13 protein-coding genes are annotated in these 17187 nt (G+C 35.8%); 11 read left to right on the top strand and 2 right to left on the bottom strand.

Features of this window, described 5'->3' with window-relative positions; all coding sequences use genetic code 11:
- Window positions 1-543: 543 nt before the first annotated feature.
- The 8 genes from FUT79_RS02445 (at window position 544) to FUT79_RS02490 (ending at window position 12051) form a co-directional block, all read left to right on the top strand.
- Window positions 544-1953 (top strand): leucine-rich repeat domain-containing protein, encoded by a 1410-nt coding sequence (locus FUT79_RS02445; protein ID WP_052335643.1) that lies wholly within the window; start codon window positions 544-546, stop codon window positions 1951-1953.
- 945 nt (window positions 1954-2898) lie between these two features.
- Complete coding sequence (locus FUT79_RS02455; protein ID WP_024752067.1) at window positions 2899-4479, top strand: type I restriction-modification system subunit M; 1581 nt, start codon at window positions 2899-2901, stop codon at window positions 4477-4479.
- Window positions 4472-5491, top strand: coding sequence for a virulence RhuM family protein (locus tag FUT79_RS02460; protein WP_148879285.1), 1020 nt, complete (start codon window positions 4472-4474; stop codon window positions 5489-5491). Before FUT79_RS02455 ends, FUT79_RS02460 begins: the two co-directional genes overlap by 8 nt.
- Window positions 5481-5801 carry a virulence RhuM family protein gene (locus FUT79_RS02465; RefSeq protein WP_215905082.1) on the top strand — a complete coding sequence of 107 codons (321 nt, stop codon included), beginning with the start codon at window positions 5481-5483 and terminating at the stop codon, window positions 5799-5801. The genes FUT79_RS02460 and FUT79_RS02465 overlap by 11 nt, the downstream gene beginning before the upstream one ends.
- Window positions 5794-7101 carry a restriction endonuclease subunit S gene (locus FUT79_RS02470; RefSeq protein ID WP_148889226.1) on the top strand — a complete coding sequence of 436 codons (1308 nt, stop codon included), beginning with the start codon at window positions 5794-5796 and terminating at the stop codon, window positions 7099-7101. The genes FUT79_RS02465 and FUT79_RS02470 overlap by 8 nt, the downstream gene beginning before the upstream one ends.
- 16 nt (window positions 7102-7117) lie before the next feature.
- Window positions 7118-7705, top strand: a complete 588-nt coding sequence (locus FUT79_RS02475) for a restriction endonuclease subunit S (RefSeq protein ID WP_215905233.1) — start codon at window positions 7118-7120, stop codon at window positions 7703-7705.
- A gap of 19 nt (window positions 7706-7724) precedes the next feature.
- Window positions 7725-8741, top strand: a complete 1017-nt coding sequence (locus tag FUT79_RS02480; RefSeq protein WP_024751992.1) for an IS5 family transposase — start codon at window positions 7725-7727, stop codon at window positions 8739-8741.
- A gap of 280 nt (window positions 8742-9021) precedes the next feature.
- Window positions 9022-12051: a type I restriction endonuclease subunit R gene (locus tag FUT79_RS02490; RefSeq protein WP_148889227.1), complete on the top strand. Its 3030-nt coding sequence runs from the start codon at window positions 9022-9024 to the stop codon at window positions 12049-12051.
- Between the two features lie 117 nt (window positions 12052-12168).
- On the opposite strand, the gene FUT79_RS15235 is transcribed toward FUT79_RS02490, so the two are convergent.
- Window positions 12169-12699, bottom strand: a complete 531-nt coding sequence (locus tag FUT79_RS15235; RefSeq protein WP_206172334.1) for an MFS transporter — start codon at window positions 12697-12699, stop codon at window positions 12169-12171.
- Window positions 12700-12818: 119 nt separating this feature from the next.
- Window positions 12819-13133, bottom strand: coding sequence for an MFS transporter (locus tag FUT79_RS15240; RefSeq protein WP_197071873.1), 315 nt, complete (start codon window positions 13131-13133; stop codon window positions 12819-12821).
- A 636-nt stretch (window positions 13134-13769) separates the two neighbouring features.
- Between FUT79_RS15240 and FUT79_RS02500 the strand changes: the two genes are divergently transcribed.
- The 3 genes from FUT79_RS02500 (at window position 13770) to FUT79_RS02510 (ending at window position 17182) form a co-directional block, all read left to right on the top strand.
- Entirely contained in the window at window positions 13770-15347 is a 1578-nt protein-coding gene (locus FUT79_RS02500) for a glucose-6-phosphate isomerase (RefSeq protein WP_024752069.1), read from the top strand.
- Window positions 15348-15539: 192 nt separating this feature from the next.
- The gene (locus FUT79_RS02505) at window positions 15540-15971 is read left to right on the top strand and encodes a bacteriohemerythrin (RefSeq protein WP_024752070.1); all 432 of its coding nucleotides are present in this window, start codon (window positions 15540-15542) and stop codon (window positions 15969-15971) included.
- A 500-nt stretch (window positions 15972-16471) separates the two neighbouring features.
- Entirely contained in the window at window positions 16472-17182 is a 711-nt protein-coding gene (locus FUT79_RS02510; RefSeq protein WP_244951123.1) for a histidine kinase dimerization/phosphoacceptor domain-containing protein, read from the top strand.
- The last annotated feature ends 5 nt before the right edge of the window (window positions 17183-17187 follow it).

A 17187-nucleotide genomic window follows, 5' to 3' on the forward strand; every position in this document is an offset into this window, starting at 1 on the left:
TGTGGTAGTTTTTAAACATCGTTTTGAATTAAGCAGGGGCGAAGCCTCAGTAATTTCCTTTTGCTTCGCCTGACACTCCAGCGTAAACAGGCAAAACTTCGCCCTATGGTAAGTTTGCCCACCGTTGTCAAGCTCAGAACCGCCACGGACGCCCGTGGTTCCAAACAGCAACGATGTTTTAAAGCAAAACTATTTGCAAAGCTTTAAAACTCGCAAGGTTTCATTTTGCCACGGACGGCAAAACTCAGAACCGCCACGGATGGCGGTGGTTCCAAACAGAAGCGACGTTTTAAAGCAAAGCAGTTTGCAAAGCTTTAAAACTCGCAGGTTTGGTTTTGCCACGGACGGCAAAACCAAACCGTTGTGTCGGACTCTTTTTATAAAAAATAGTACAAGCGCTTTGTAAGTTTAAAAGTTTTAATTTTATAATTTTTCGATGATGCTTTTAAATGCTGCTGGAGTCCGGCGCTTCAAATGCCGTATAAATGGTTTTCTAATTGATAAAACAGTGCTATAATTATGGTGTTGCAAGGAGGTGTTTTGATGAAAAAGACATTGAATTGGAGAAAGCTTTCTTTCCTTTTAATTGCGCTTTTGCCGCTTGCGATGTGTACCGGTTGTTTCTTACTTGTGGCTTTAGAATTGATTGGTACCAATATAACAATACGGACTACCGACAGAAGTATTACCCTTCGAGTAAAAACAATGGATGGCAGTCCTTGTAAAGTTCTAAACGGATTAAGACGGCTTGGCACGATAAAAGGAGATGGCTCAAAGCAAATAATACGCCATATTAACTCGAAAGAAGAAATCGTTATTAACGGAACAAATATACAAGAGTTTGACTGTTCGAATAACGGCGGGCTTATTTCCTTGAAGTGCCAAAAGCAAGGACTTGCATCATTGAATGTAAGCGGATTAAGCAATCTAACTGAACTGATCTGTTCCGAGAATGGACTGACGTCTTTAAATCTAAGCGGATTAACCAATCTGGAAAAGCTTGATTGTTGGAATAATAAGCTTTCATCCTTGGATGTCAGCAGTTTGCGTAAGCTGAAAAAACTGCGCTGCACTTGGAACGAGCTGACTTCTTTACATGTAAGCGGGTTAAGCAGTTTAAGCGAGTTGGTTTGTCATACTAATCAGTTGGTATCTTTGAATCTAAATGGCTTGCATAATTTAACCCGTTTGGAGTGCAGTGGCAATCAACTCACCTCGTTAGACCTTAGTGCAGTACCAAAATTGCAAGAACTGTCGTGCAGCGGAAATCCCCTTGCCGTTTTAAATCTGAGCGCCGTACCACAACTGCGAGAACTGTGGTGCGTCGGCAATCAACTGGCCGCTTTGAATGTAAGCCATTTGAATGCTTTAACTCGGTTGAACTGTTCGGAGAATCAACTGACCTCTTTGGATTTAAGCGGTTTAAGTAAGCTTGCCGAACTGAAGTGCAATAAAAATAAACTCACTTCTTTAAATGTGAGCAATCAGAATGCTCTAACTTTGTTGGGCTGTTCGGAGAATAAACTCACCTCTTTTGATTTAAGCGGTTTGAGTAAGCTTGCCGAACTGAAGTGCGATAAGAATAAACTCACCTCTTTGAATGTGCGCAATCTGAGTACATTGAGTACGCTGAACTGTTCTGATAATCAACTTGCCTTCTTAGATCTGAGCGGTTTGACTAATTTGACCGAAGTGAATTGTCCAAGGAACCAACTTGAATCCTTGGATGTTAGCAGTTTAACTAATCTGAAGAAGCTATGGTGTTATAAGAATAAGCTCACCGCCTTAAATCTGAACGGTTTGAACAGACTAACTTGGTTGAACTGCTCCGCTAATCGGTTGACAGCGGAAGATTTTAAAAATCTTTTTAGTTCGCTTCCGGATCGAACAGATAAGGGTGAGGCTGGAGTAGCGGTATTATATATAGATATAGCCGAGGAAAAAAAATTATAAAGATTTCACACAGCCGGATGTTAAAGAAATCCTTGACAAAGCAAAAGCCAAGAACTGGGAATTGTATAAAAATGATCGATGGCAAAAAGAAAACGAATTGTAATCGACAATTAGATTTTAATTTATGTAATACAAGGGAAAAAATTTTATAAAAAAGAGCCCGACACGGCGCAACGGTGGGCAATTTACCATAGTGATGCTGAATCCGGTAAGCTTTACAAATACTTTTGCTTTAAAACGTCGCTTCTGCTTGGAACCACTGCCGTCCATGGCGGTTCTGATTTTTGACGTCCATGTCAAAAACCAAACCGTCTGCGTGGAACCACGGGCGTCCGTGCCCGTTCTGAGTTTTGCCGTCCGTGGCAAAAACAAACCTGCGAGTTTAAAAGCTTCAATTTTACACTTTTGTGTTGATGCTTTAAAACATCGTTTGGAATTTGGTAACGGTGGGCAATTTACCATAGGAATGCTTAAATCCTCAGTCCCTTATTGTTGATACTCCAATTTTTATAACAGGAAGTTAATTACAAAACGCTACAATAGTTTCAATTGAAGATGATGAAGAGATAATGCTATTTACCTTTCCGCAAAATAATTACTTTGACGGAACATATATCGATAAAAACAAAAAGAGCGCGCTCTTATCCTAAACGATTACAAAATTACGAGAAAAGCTATTATAGATTTCGACGGTATGAAATGGTCTAGCGGTTGGAATCTTGAGATACATATTAAAGATAAAAAATACACAATTGAATTGATACAGGAAGGTCATATTAACTTTGCATATTTTGAAGAGCTGTGCTATATTAAAAATATGAAAAATGAAATGAATCGGATACTGTTTCGCAGAACTCCTCCCCGGAGTTTTAAACGGCAAGAAAACCGAAGATGACAGAAAAAAGTTAGCGTGTTTAATTTGATAAAAAGGATAGAGTATTAATAATGGCAAATAATACAAACGGATCTAATGGAATGGTACAGAGGGCAGAGCTGCATCGTAAGATATGGGCAATTGCGGATGAGGTTCGCGGAGCCGTAGACGGATGGGATTTTAAACAATATATTTTGGGGATTTTATTTTATAGATTTATTTCTGAAAATATGATGGAGTTTTTTAATTCCGCGGAGCATGAAGCGGGCGATCCGGAATTTGATTATGCAAAAATAAGCGATAAAGAAGCTGAGAAAGATTTCAGACCAAATACGGTTGAAGCAAAGGGCTTTTTTATTTTACCGAGTCAATTGTTTAAAAACGTAGTAAAAACCGCGCGCAAAAACGAAAACTTAAATACGGACTTGGCGAATATTTTTAAATCGATTGAATCCAGCGCTGTCGGGTTTAAATCTGAAAATGACATTAAAGGTTTGTTTGAAGATGTGGATACCACTAGCAACCGCCTGGGCGGAACTGTTGCCGAAAAGAATTCCCGATTGGCGGACATATTGATTGGCATTTCAGAAATTAATTTTGGAAATTTTCAGGACAATGACATCGACGCATTTGGTGATGCTTATGAATACTTAATTTCAAACTATGCAAGCAATGCCGGAAAATCGGGCGGAGAATTTTTTACACCGCAAACCATTTCAAAACTTTTAGCAAGGCTTGTCATGGACGGGAAAACAAATGTTAACAAAGTATACGACCCGACATGCGGCAGCGGTTCGCTCTTGCTGCAAATGAAAAAACAGTTTGAAGAACACATCATCGATGAAGGATTTTTTGGTCAGGAAATTAATATGACCAACTTTAACCTTGCCCGCATGAATATGTTTTTGCATAATGTGAATTATAATAACTTTTCAATTAAACGCGGAGACACGCTTCTTAATCCATTGCATAATAATGAAAAGCCCTTTGACGCAATTGTTTCAAATCCTCCGTATTCAATTAAATGGATAGGAGATGATGACCCGACGCTTATAAACGATGCGCGTTTTGCGCCTGCCGGTAAGCTTGCACCGAAGTCCTATGCCGACTACGCCTTTATTATGCACTCCCTAAGTTACTTATCCAGTAAGGGGCGTGCGGCAATAGTTTGTTTTCCCGGCATTTTTTACCGCAAAGGTGCAGAGCTGACTATTCGTAAATATTTGGTAGACAATAACTTTATTGATTGTATTATTCAGCTTCCCGAAAATTTATTTTTTGGAACATCAATTGCAACATGTGTTTTGGTAATGGCAAAAAATAAAACAGAAAACAAAACGCTCTTTATTGATGCTGGCAAAGAATTTAAAAAAGAAACTAACAATAATATTTTGGAAGATAAAAACATTGAAAAGATTGTCGCTGAATTTAGAGACAGAACAAACATCGAATATTTTTCAAGATTAGTTGATAATAGCGAAATAGCCGAAAACGATTATAATTTGTCGGTATCAACCTATGTTGAAAAAGAAGACACGCGGGAAATTATCGATATCAAAGTGCTGAATAAAGAAATTGAAGAAACAGTACGAAGGATTGATGAACTTAGAGCATCCATAAATGAAATAGTAAAGGAGCTTGAAGATGAGTGATCGTAATGAATTTAAATTTTTGATATATAGTTCAGATGCTGAGAATGCTTTCGTTAATGTACTCGTAAAAGATGAAACTATTTGGCTTACACAAAAATCGATGGCGGAGTTGTTTGATTGCACGTCAGACAATATAAGTCTTCATCTAAAAAATATTTATCGAGACGGGGAATTGAATGAGGCTGCAACTATCGAGGAATTCTCGGTAGTTCAAACTGAAGGAAAGCGACAAATAAACCGAAAAACGAAATTCTACAACCTTGATGCAATTATTTCTGTCGGCTACCGTGTTAATTCCGCAAAAGCGACCAAATTCCGCATTTGGGCAACATCAATCCTAAAAGAATATATGATAAAAGGTTTTGCTTTGGATGATGAAAGATTAAAGCAAGGTAAAACCCTGTTCAGCAAAGACTTCTTTAAAGAGCTGTTGGAACGCGTCCGCTCCATTCGTGCAAGCGAAAGAAGAATATGGCAGCAAATAACCGATATCTTTGCTGAGTGCAGTATCGACTATGATAAGCAATCAGATGTAACAAAAGACTTTTACGCAACAGTGCAAAATAAATTTCACTATGCAATTACCGGGCAAACTGCTGCGGAGATAATTTATTCATCAGTGGATAAAGACAAGGAGCATATGGGTTTGCAAACATGGAAAAACAGCCCCGATGGCAGAATTTTAAAAAGCGATGTCGGCGTTGCAAAAAACTACTTGCAAGAAAAACAAATACGCCAACTTGAAAGAGCCGTTGTAGGCTACTTTGATTATATAGAAGATTTAATTGAGCGTGAAAATACTTTTACAATGGAAGAGTTTGCAAAAAGCGTAAACGAATTTTTAGAATTCAGAAAATACGATATTCTCAAAGACAACGGGAAGGTTTCGCGCAAACAAGCAAAAGAAAAAGCGGAATCGGAATATGAAATTTTTAATAAAACACAAAAAATCAACTCTGACTTTGATGAGCAGATAAAAAAAATGCTCAAGGATGAAAAAAATGATGAGTAGGGATATTATCATTTATAATACCGAAGACGGAAAAGCACAAATAAGCTTAAAACTTGAAGATGGTACAGTATGGCTGAATCAAGCGGAAATAGCTAAGCTCTTTCAGATGTCAAAACAGAATGTAAGTAAACATATTATAGCTATTTTTGAAGACGGAGAATTGGAGGAAGAAGTAACTGTCAACTATAAGTTGACAGTTCAAAACGAAGGAAGCAGGCAGGTTGAGCGGCGGGTTAGTTTGGAAGAAATAAAATGTATTGAAGCCATAGCAAAATCAACAGCAAAAAACAAGAGGCGTGAAGATGAGTAAAATAGATGAATTGTTAAAGAATGAAAAAGTGGAATGGAAGCATCTTTGGGAAGTTACAATTTGGGATAAAAAATTTAATGGTGTTGATAAAAATAAACAAAAAAAAGTTTATAAATATCATTATTATTTAGCAAGTGAATTACAAAACTTAGTTATTGACGGCGGCGATATAAAGATATTAACAACTAGTAGAACTGATTTATTTACTAATGAGTACTTAGTAAAAGATAATATTAAATGTGGTGAGATTATTTGTATTCCTTGGGGAGGAACTCCTATTGTTCAATACTATAATGGTAGGTTTGTTACAAGTGATAATAGAATAGCAACATCTTCAAACGTAAATTTCCTAAATAACAAATATTTGTTTTATTTCTTATCTGAAAAAATAGATGTTATATCAAGTTTTTATCGTGGTTCAGGAATTAAACATCCTGATATGTCAAAAGTTTTAGAGATGATTATCCCTATCCCATCCCTTGAAACACAAGAAAAAATTGTAAAGATTCTTGACCAATTTACTGAGTTACAAGTTAAATTGCGAACGGAATTACAGGCAAGAACAAAACAATATAATTATTATCGGGATATGTTACTAAGCGAAGAGTACTTAAATAAACTTTCTGAAAAGATTGATTTATTAGAAGATAAAAAAGAAATTGTTTGGGATACTATAGGTAACATTTGTACACGACAAAAAGGGATTAATATAACGGCAGGAAAAATGAAAGAACTTCATAAAGATGGTGCCCCTGTTAGAATATTTGCAGGAGGAAGTACATTTGCAGATATTGAAATAAAAGATATTGGTGAAGAAAATATAATTAGAAAAAATAGTATTATAGTTAAATCGCGCGGAAATATTGACTTTGAATTTTATGAAAAAGAATTTAGTCATAAAAATGAAATGTGGTCGTATTCATCAAAGGATGATAAAGAATTAAATATAAAATTTTTATATTATTATTTAAAAAACAACGTAAAATACTTTAGAGATAATGCTATAACCGGTAAATTGCCGCAAATTTCAATAGGAGTTACAGATAATTATAAAATTCCTAAGCCTCATATTTTTGTACAAAACCAAATAGTAAAAGTCCTCGACAAATTTCAGGAACTCCTGACAAATACAACCGGACTATTACCCGAAGAAATATCAAAAAGACAAAAACAATATGAATATTATCGTGAGAGGCTATTGACATTTAATTCAAAATCTGATAACACACACACACACACACACACACACACACACACACACACACACACACACACACACACACACACACACACTAGGTAATCATTTCTTTGATACTTTGAACGAAGCTGCAAAAATTGTCGGAGTTGAATTAGAAAGTAAAGTTGAGTGGAAAACTTTGGGAGAAATAGGAATTTTTACAAATGGTTTTGGAATGCCTAAATCGATGTTTGATGTAAATGGTGAAGTTGGAGCAATTCACTATGGACATATATACACTAAGTATAATCAATTTGTATTAAAACCGATTGTGAAAATTTCCAAAGAAAATGCACTAAAATTAAAACAAGTAACACATGGAGATTTGGTTATTGCCCGAACATCGGAAAATATAGAGGATGTAATGAAGACTATTGTGTATTTAGGAAATGATAATGCCGTTACAGGTGGGCATGCAGCAGTTTACTCTCATAACCAAAATCCTAAATATATGTCATACGTATTCAATGGTGCAAGTTATTTTATAAACCAAAAAAACAAGTTGGCAAGAGGAGTTAAAGTTATCGAAATATCTACGACTGATATGAATAAAATAAAAATCCCACTGCCTTCCATATTTGTGCAAGAACATGTTGTATCAATACTTGATAAATTCGATGCTTTAATCAATAGGGCACCTCTAAAAACCCCCTTTAAAAAAGATTAAAAAGATGATAAAATGAGGTATGAAACAAAAAGGATTATTTGATGAAGAAGATCGTTTAAGAGTATTAAGTAAGCTAGGAGATAGTCTTGAAAAATTAAACGAAAAAATAAATTGGGAAATATTCAAGCCCCTATTAAAAAAAGCATTAACTAAAGAGCCAAAAGGTTTAGGCGGAAGACCTGCATACGATTATGTAATGATGTTTAAAATAATAATTTTACAAAAATTATACAACATAAGTGATGACCAAACGGAATATCAAATAAACGATCGGCTATCCTTTATGAGATTTTTAGGATTGGAATTAAAAGATAAAGTACCCGATGCAAAAACAATATGGCTTTTTAAAGAAAAACTCATTGAAGCGAGAGTATCAAAAAAATTATTTGAAAAGTTTGGAAAAGAATTAGCTAAAAATAACTTAATAGGAAAAGAGGGAACGATAATAGATGCGACAATAGTAGAAGCACCGATACAGCATAACAGCAAAGATGAAAATGAACAAATCAAAAACGGAAAAATTCCTGAACAATGGCAAGAAAAACAAAATAAGGCAAAATTATCGCAAAAAGACTGTGATGCGAGGTGGACAAAGAAGCATAAACGTAATTATTACGGTTATAAAGATCATATAAAAATAGATAAAAAAAGTAAGCTTATATTGAAAGCAACGGTAACAGCAGCCAATGTTCATGATAGTAGAGAGTTAAAAAATTTAGTTGAAAGGAAAGATGAAAGATTATACGCAGATAGTGCCTATATAGGAGAAGAAATAGAGGGGATTTTAAAAGCGAAAGGGATAGAAGGACAAATTTGTGAAAGAGGAGCAAGAGGGAAACCTCTTACTAAAAAACAAAAAATCGGTAACAGAAAAAAATCAAAAATACGGGCAAGAGTTGAACATGTATTTGGCTTTATGACAAACTCAATGAAAGGTATCTATGTAAGAACGATAGGACTAGCTCGTGCAACATTTTCGATAATAATGATGAACTTAACATACAACTTATGCCGATATTGCTATCTAAAGAAGTAAAATGAGAGAGCATATAGGTAATAAAATGGAAAAGTAAGAGAACTAAGATAAAGAATCCAAGTTTTACACTAGACAATTTATAAAAAAGCTACTAAAATAATAAATAGGTACACTAAAAAATAGGTTTTTAGAGGTGCCCAATAATATCTCCGAAGGACTGCCAAAAGAAATAGAGCTGCACCAAAAACAGTATGAATATTATCGAGAAAGGTTGCTAAACTTCCCGAAATCATGTAATAATGAAAAAAGCTAAACCGATTACAAAGTAGGGGAGGATAGTATGTCTCAAGAACCTGTAAGCTATGGCGTATCTACAATTGCCGAAATGACAAACGGAATTATTTTGGCTCATTACGAAAAATTGTCAAGAGTAGAGGAGAGCTATCAAAGTGAAGCAGACCTTGAAAATAAACTGATAGCTGATCTTTTATCTCAAGGCTATAAAAAATTTTTTGCAAACTCTCCGGATGATTTATACGCAAACTTAAAAACTCAAATTGAAAAACTAAATAAGGTGTCATTTACCGCAGACGAGTGGAAACGTTTTTTAGCCGAATACTTGGATCCTCCTAATGACGGAATGATAGAAAAGACTCGCAAAATTCAAGGTAAAGACAATCATGTTTATGATTTTACCTTTGATGACGGTCATTTGCAAAATATTAAAATTATAGACAAGAAAAACATTCACAATAATTTTTTACAAGTAACAAATCAAATACAACAAAGCGGAACTCATAACAATCGATATGATGTAACAATATTGGTGAATGGCTTACCACTTGTGCACATTGAATTAAAAAGGCGCGGCGTGAATTTAAGCGAAGCTTTTAATCAAATTCATAGGTACAGCAAAGAAAGTTTTAATGCGGAAAATTCTCTGTATAAATATGTTCAAATATTTATTATTTCAAATGGTACTTACACACGCTATTTTGCAAACACAACTGCGCGCGATAAAAACAATTATGAATTTACTTGTGAATGGGCGGACGCTAAAAATAAGCCCATCCGAGATTTAGAAGATTTTACTGCAACATTTTTTGAAAAGCGAACATTGCTTGAAGTTTTAACTAAGTATTGTGTTTTTGATGTAAATAATACATTGCTCGTAATGCGGCCCTATCAAATTGCGGCTACCGAGCGTATCTTATGGAAAATAGAATCAAGCTATCGCAATAAAAAGTACGGCAAGGTGGATGCAGGCGGTTTTATTTGGCATACAACAGGTTCGGGTAAAACACTAACATCATTTAAAACTGCGCGGCTTGCTACTCAGCTCGATTACATCGATAAAGTTTTTTTTGTAGTTGATAGAAAAGACTTAGATTTTCAGACAATGAAAGAATATCAAAACTATCAACGTGACAGTGTGAACGGCAGTAAAGACACTAAAAAACTAAAAGAAAACATAGAGAAGGATGATGATAAAATAGTAGTTACTACAATTCAAAAGTTAAACGAATTTGTTAAAAAAAATCCTAATCATGCAATTTATAAAAAGCATTGTGTGATAATCTATGATGAGTGTCATCGCTCACAGTTTGGTGAAGCTCAAAAAAATATTACTAAATCGTTTAAGTATTATTATCAATTCGGCTTTACAGGAACTCCTATATTTCCTGAAAACGCATTAGGGACTGATACCACCGCAGGAATATTCGGAGCGCAATTACATAGTTACGTTATTACCGATGCTATTCGAGACGGTAAGGTTTTAAAATTTAAAGTTGATTATAATAATATCAGTGCAAAGTTTAAAAATGCGGAAACTGAGCAGGATGAAAAAATACTTAAAAATATTGAAGGCAAAATGCTCATGCATCCTGAACGTATTGCCGAAGTAACAAAACATATACTAAAAGTTTTTGATACAAAGACTCATCGAAATGAACAATATAATTTAAAGCAAAGACGATTAAACGGATTTAACGCAATGTTCGCAGTCCAAAGTATTGAAGCTGCAAAGTTTTACTATGATGAATTTAAAAAACAACAAGCAAACATACCCGAAGAAAAAAGATTAAAAATAGCAACGATTTATAGTTTTGCCGCCAATGAAGAACAAAATGCTATTGGCGATATCGAGGAAGAAAATTTTGAACCGACTGCTATGGATTCAAGTTCCAAAGAATTTTTAGATAAGGTTATTGCAGACTATAATGAATACTTTAAAACAAATTTTTCAACGGACGGAAAGGAGTTTCAAAACTACTACAAAGATTTATCTCTAAGAGTGCAAAACAAAGAAGTAGATATTTTAATTGTAGTCGGCATGTTTTTAACCGGCTTTGATGCGCCTATGCTCAACACTTTGTTTGTCGATAAGAATTTGCGATACCACGGCTTGATACAAGCTTTTTCAAGAACAAATCGTATTTTAAATAAGGTTAAAACATTCGGTAACATTGTTTGCTTTCGAAATCTGGAACAAGCAACCAAAGATGCTATAAAAATATTTGGAGATGAAAACAGCATAAATATTATTCTTGAAAAAAGTTATAACGAATACATATATGGATTTACAGATGAAGAAACGGGGAAAAAGATAAAAGGTTATATTGATTTATGCAATGAGATAATAACGAAATTTCCTGACCCCACAGAAATTGAAACCGATGCAGATAAAAAAGAATTTGCAAAGTTGTTTGGCGAGCTTTTGCAATCAGAAAATATTTTAAAAAATTTTGATGAGTTTGAAAATTTTGAAAAAATTATATCTGATAGGCAAATGCAGGATATGAAGAGTGTCTACATTGAAATTCGAGAAAGCCTGCTTCAATCTAAAACCGGAGGCGGCTATACCGATAACTCGAAAATTGATTTTTCCGATATTGAATTTCAAATTGATTTATTAAAAACAGATGAAATCAATTTAGATTATATTTTAGCTTTGATTTTAGAAAAAGCTAAAGACCTCAATGATATTGAAACATTAAAGGCTGAGATTCGAAGAGCTATTCGTTCCAGTTTAGGAACGCGTGCAAAAGAAGAACTTGTAATTGATTTTATTAATGAAACCGATTTAGCGAGTTTAAAAACCACCGAAGATATTCTTGATGCATTTTACAAATATGCAAAGCATAAAAAAGAGTTAAAAATTCGTGAGCTGATTAAAGAAGAGAATTTAAAAGACGGATCTATACGCTTTATCGAAAAATCAATAAATAAAGGATATGTTGAAACTGCGGGGACAGATCTTGATAGCTTACTTCCGCCAATATCACGGAAACAAGGTGCCCGTGAAGCTAAGAAGAAAACAGTATTGCAAAGAATCGGAGACATTGTCAAAGTTTTTATAGGAATTTAAAACGCTCCTTAGATTTTTACCGCACAAAAAACCCTGACTGGATTAGGACACAGTAAAAACAAGAATCACGGTAATTCAAAATTCCGCATAACCAACGCAAGCTCTGATTTTATTCGTTTATTCTCTTGCAGCTAATTTATTTAATCGTATTAAAAGCAATAAGGTTGTTATTGCGAAAACCGCTCCGCCGGGACCGACATAGTGTAGCCCCAGGTTTTTAACAATAAGGCTTCCGACGCCTGAGCCTAATGCAATTCCGAAATTTGCAAAAATTGAATTAAGTGAAGAAGCTAATACAAGGGATTGCGGAAATTTAGATTCTGCAATAGATAGCATGTGTAATTGAACCGGAGAATTAATTAAATACATTGTTAAACCAAGCAGCATTAAATCTGCTAAACCTATAGCAGGAATTCTTAAAACTAATGGAAGTAGTATAAGAAGGATAAACTGAACAACGTACACTAAAGGCATTTTTTTTATTCCGCTTCGTTCAGCCATTGTTCCGCTCAGGCGGTTACTAAGTAAGGACATAAATCCGTAAACTGTAAACGTAATAGTAATAAAACTTGCCGGTATATTTAATTGCGTAGTGAAGATCGGTCTTAAGTAAGTATAAACTACGTATACTCCTGCAAGATTAAACATAGTCGCTAAAGCCCCCAATTGAATTTGTCTGTTTGTAAAAATTGATAATTGTTCAGAAAGCTTTTTTGTTTTTGATGCAGCCTGACGAAAATCGCCGGGTATGTTTACATGGATTAAAATTATAGCGATAAAACAATCGCTGTAATTAAATAAAAAGCAATATTCCAACCGAACTGATCGCTTAACCACGTTCCTAAAGGTACTCCAAATACAGAGGCAACACTAAAGCCCGAGTACAACCAAGCTATCAGCCAAGCTCTTTTATTTATGGGAGCCAGATGGCTGCCAATTGCCATCGCTACAGAAATTGCTGCCCCTGAAACTAAGGCTACAATAATTCGAGATAAAGTTAATATACTGTAAGTTGGTGCAAAGGCTGTACAGAGATTTCCCAGCGAAAATACGATCATTAAAAAAAGCAAAACTTTTTTCAAAGACTTTTGCCCGATTAGCGAAGTGATACCGGAGTGCAGAATGCGTAAATAAGCGCGAAAACAGTTACCAGATATCCTACCGAAGATATTTCAACCGAAAAATGATTTGCTATATCTTCAAGTATTCCGACAATAATAAATTCACTAAAGCCTAAAACAAAGGCAATCAGTATCAATGTAAAACTTTAAAATTTAAAGTTTTTCATAAATGCATCCTTTTTGTTATTTTATTGTTTCTAAATAACAGTCCAATATAATAAAAACAACTTTACCTGTCAATTGAAAATTCTGTTTTGCCGACACTCTTATGGTAAACCGCCGAAGATATCAAAACTCAGAACGGACACGGATGCCCGTGGTTCCAAACAAAAGCGACGTTTTAAAGCAAGACTGTTTGCAAAGCTTTAAAACTCGCAGGGTTGGTTTTGACATGGATGTCAAACCAACCCGTTGTGTCGGACTCTTTTGTATAAAATTTTTTATGATTTGTATAATAAAAGTTTCCTGTATTTAGTCCAAGGCGTGGCTAAGAAGCGGCACGCCTCATTCTCCATTCTTAGGCACTGTCTCAAGTTTACATACGGCTTGCGAAGGGGAGATAAAGGCGGTATAATTTGATTGATTACGGAGGTTTACATGAAATGGAATAATTTTGATACGATGCAGGCGTATAAGGAGCTGCAAGCAGCGGCAAAAGTTTGCGTAAAAAAGGCGCTTTCGGAGGCGGGAGCGGCAAAGCGAATTCAAAGCTTTACGGTGCCCTTTGCCGGATTTGAATATAATTATGCGGCAAAACAGGTTGATGCTGATATTCTTGCGCTGCTGCAAAAGTTGGCGGATGAGCAAGATGTGATCGGCAAATTTACCGCACTTTTGAACGGAGAAGCGGTAAACACCGGTGAAAACAGAAAAGTGTTGCACCATCTTGCGCGGGGACAGCTTGGCTCCGATGTGCTTTTTAACGGAAAAAATATGCGCTCGTTTTATCTTGGCGAGCTTGAGAAAATGCGGCGTTTTGCCGATGATGTGCAGTCGGGTAAAATCCTTTCAAGTACGGGCAAGGCTTTTACCGATGTGGTGCAAATCGGAATAGGCGGTTCCGATTTGGGGCCGCGGGCAATGTATCTTGCGCTTGAAGGTTGGGCAAAAAAGCACGGCAAACGTACACTAAAAGCTCATTTTATTTCAAACGTTGACCCCGATGATGCGGCGGTAGTGCTTTCCGAATTGAATTTGGAAACAACCTTGTGTATTCTTGTTTCAAAAAGCGGCACCACGCTGGAAACACTCACCAACGAGTTATTTGTAAAAAAGTTTTTGCAGGACGCCGGTTTAAAACCAGAAAAACATATGGCGGTTGTTACCAGCGAAACAAGCCCGCTTGCAAATAATCCCGATTATCTTGCCTCGTTTTATATTGATGATTTTATCGGCGGCAGGTATTCAAGCACTTCAGCCTGCGGAGGACTTATCCTTTCGCTTGCCCTCGGGTTTAAAACCTTCGAGGCTTTTTTGGCAGGCGCTGCGGCAGCGGATAAGGCCGCAACCGAAAAGGACATCACAAAGAATGCGGCCCTGCTTGATGCGCTTATCGGCGTGTACGAACGGAATGTGCTCGGCTACGAAACAACCGCCGTTTTGCCGTACAGTCAGGCGCTTGCGCGGTTCCCCGCACATTTACAGCAGTTGGACATGGAATCAAACGGAAAATCGGTAAACAGATTCGGCGAGCCGGTTGCATACAAAACAGGCCCGATTATTTTCGGAGAGCCCGGTACCAACGGACAGCATTCGTTTTATCAGCATTTACATCAGGGAAAAACCATTGTTCCCCTTCAATTTATCGCTTTTGAAAATAATCAAACTGGAAAAGATATTGAGGTTGACGGCTCTTCAAGTCAAAAAAAACTGCTGGCAAACGTTGTTGCGCAAATCATCGCTTTTGCCTGCGGTAAAGAAGACTCTAATCCGAATAAGGTTTTTGAAGGAGAGCGGCCTTCAAGCTTGTTATATGCAAAAGAGCTTACCCCCGAAATACTCGGTGCATTGCTTGCCCATTTTGAAAATAAGGTAATGTTCCAAGGGTTTATCTGGAACATTAACAGTTTTGATCAGGAAGGAGTCCAGCTTGGCAAAGTACTTGCAAAAAAAGTGCTCGCAAACGATATGCCAGAAAGCTTAAAAGCATACTCCGACCTTTTGCATATTTTATAAAAGCAGAATAACTCACCGACCGGTATTGTTGCCGGTATCTTTATCAAGCCGTTTTATTGCACGATAAAACGGCTTATTTATTGTATTGAATTTTGCAGCTTCAAAGTATGAAAAGCAGGAATAAATGGTTTAAGTTCTGTAACTGCAAACTAACATATTGACCATAACTCTCTTGTAGACTACAATATCTTTATGGAATGTTCATTAAATTTTAAATGGAAAGACAGTCTCAGTGTGGGGTATAATACGATTGACCTGCACCACAAAAAACTATTAAGTCTTATTAACGATTTTGCGGATTTACTTTCATTACCGCAGGCGAAGTATAAGGTGCATGTTGGAAGAGTTTTAATGAGCCTCTGTGATTATACCGTTTATCATTTTAGCGAAGAAGAAAAAATTATGCGAAGATATAAGTATCCGCAATTTGAGGAACATGCACAAATTCATGCAGCATTTGTGCAGCGCATTAAGGATTCTTTAGTTCCCCTTGCTTCAGGAAATATGGAAGCGGGAGCTGAATTTTGTAATTTTTTAGGCGAATGGCTTCTTCACCATATTGCGGTAACAGATCAAAAATGGGCCGAATTCATACAAAAAAATCATCCCGATGCAAAGTTTTAAACTGATTTTCTTTTTTTAAATATTATAGAAAATTTTATAAAAAGAGTCCGACACTACGGTTTAGTTTTTGCCGTCCGTGGCAAAAACTAAACCACGAGTTTTAAAGTTTTAATTTTACACTTTTGTGTTGATGCTTTAAAACATCGCTTCTGCGTGGAACCACCGCCGTCCATGGCGGTTCTGATTTTGACGTCCGTGGTAAAACCAACCCTACGAGTTTTAAAGCTTTGCAAAATTATCTTGCTTTAAAACATCGTTTCTGTTTGGAACCACGGGCGTCCGTGCCCGTTCTGAATGTAATGTTTGCTATTCCTGTTTACAGTGGCTGCGAGCTATCATCGTTGATACATTCTCTACTGTTAACTTAACTACAGAACGTTATACTGATAATTTTCATGTACGGATTTTATCTATGATCAAATAATTATTGATTTATTCACCTTTTTAAATTATACTCAGGTTTGAAATTGAGGGGCAGTTTAACAAATCGGAAGTTGTATATGCTTTTATTTTTAGAAAATTTTTTGATTACATTTTTTTGTTCTCTTCTTCTAAAGGAAAATTTTCCCGATGCAATGGGCATAGAATATTTCATCATAATTTTTTCAGCATGCTTATGGCTCTATATCACCGATAATAAGAAATGGAAAATCCTGTTTCTTGCCGGTTTCATATTTTCTGTTTTTGTTGTTGATGCGACACTGTGTTTTTTCTCGCCCGCATTCATCACGATAGATTTAAAACTTTCAAATAAAAAAATAAAACCAGCCTCTTTTGAAATACCGACCGATTTGGTTTTTAAACTGATCCCAATCTCTTGCATTTTTTTTAATTTCAATATATTGCTTTTTATTTTTTCTCTTGTGGTATTTTTCTACTCAGGTATTAAGGAAAACTATTTTTTAACGGCAGCGGAATTAACAATGCTGCAAGATATATTGTCCGAAAATAAATTACACGCAGAAAAGCAAAAGCGTATTTTCCAAATCGATTTGCTAAAAAATGCAGAGGTCTCAATCTTAGCGGAACGCAATCGTATTTCCGGAGTACTGCATAATTCAATCGGGCATACATTGAGTTCCGCGATTTTACAAGTTAATGCCTTAAAGTATATCGCAGATAATGAAGAGGTAAAAGACAAGCTTGCGGTTTTACAAACATCGTTAGAAACAGGTATGACCGAAATACGAAAAAGTTTAGGGCACCTCTAAAAACC

The organism is Treponema phagedenis, from assembly GCF_008153345.1.
Lineage (GTDB): Bacteria > Spirochaetota > Spirochaetia > Treponematales > Treponemataceae > Treponema > Treponema phagedenis.

What these genes read in the sequence shown, in the direction of transcription:
- FUT79_RS02460 (WP_148879285.1), top strand. Translation starts at nt 4,472, where the DNA reads ATGAGTGATCGTAATGAATTTAAATTTTTGATATATAGTTCAGATGCT.
- FUT79_RS02470 (WP_148889226.1), top strand. Translation starts at nt 5,794, where the DNA reads ATGAGTAAAATAGATGAATTGTTAAAGAATGAAAAAGTGGAATGGAAG.
- FUT79_RS02505 (WP_024752070.1), top strand. Translation starts at nt 15,540, where the DNA reads ATGGAATGTTCATTAAATTTTAAATGGAAAGACAGTCTCAGTGTGGGG.
- FUT79_RS02455 (WP_024752067.1), top strand. Translation starts at nt 2,899, where the DNA reads ATGGCAAATAATACAAACGGATCTAATGGAATGGTACAGAGGGCAGAG.
- FUT79_RS02445 (WP_052335643.1), top strand. Translation starts at nt 544, where the DNA reads ATGAAAAAGACATTGAATTGGAGAAAGCTTTCTTTCCTTTTAATTGCG.
- FUT79_RS02500 (WP_024752069.1), top strand. Translation starts at nt 13,770, where the DNA reads ATGAAATGGAATAATTTTGATACGATGCAGGCGTATAAGGAGCTGCAA.
- FUT79_RS02490 (WP_148889227.1), top strand. Translation starts at nt 9,022, where the DNA reads ATGTCTCAAGAACCTGTAAGCTATGGCGTATCTACAATTGCCGAAATG.
- FUT79_RS02480 (WP_024751992.1), top strand. Translation starts at nt 7,725, where the DNA reads ATGAAACAAAAAGGATTATTTGATGAAGAAGATCGTTTAAGAGTATTA.
- FUT79_RS02465 (WP_215905082.1), top strand. Translation starts at nt 5,481, where the DNA reads ATGATGAGTAGGGATATTATCATTTATAATACCGAAGACGGAAAAGCA.
- FUT79_RS15235 (WP_206172334.1), bottom strand. Translation starts at nt 12,699, where the DNA reads ATGTTTAATCTTGCAGGAGTATACGTAGTTTATACTTACTTAAGACCG.
- FUT79_RS02510 (WP_244951123.1), top strand. Translation starts at nt 16,472, where the DNA reads ATGCTTTTATTTTTAGAAAATTTTTTGATTACATTTTTTTGTTCTCTT.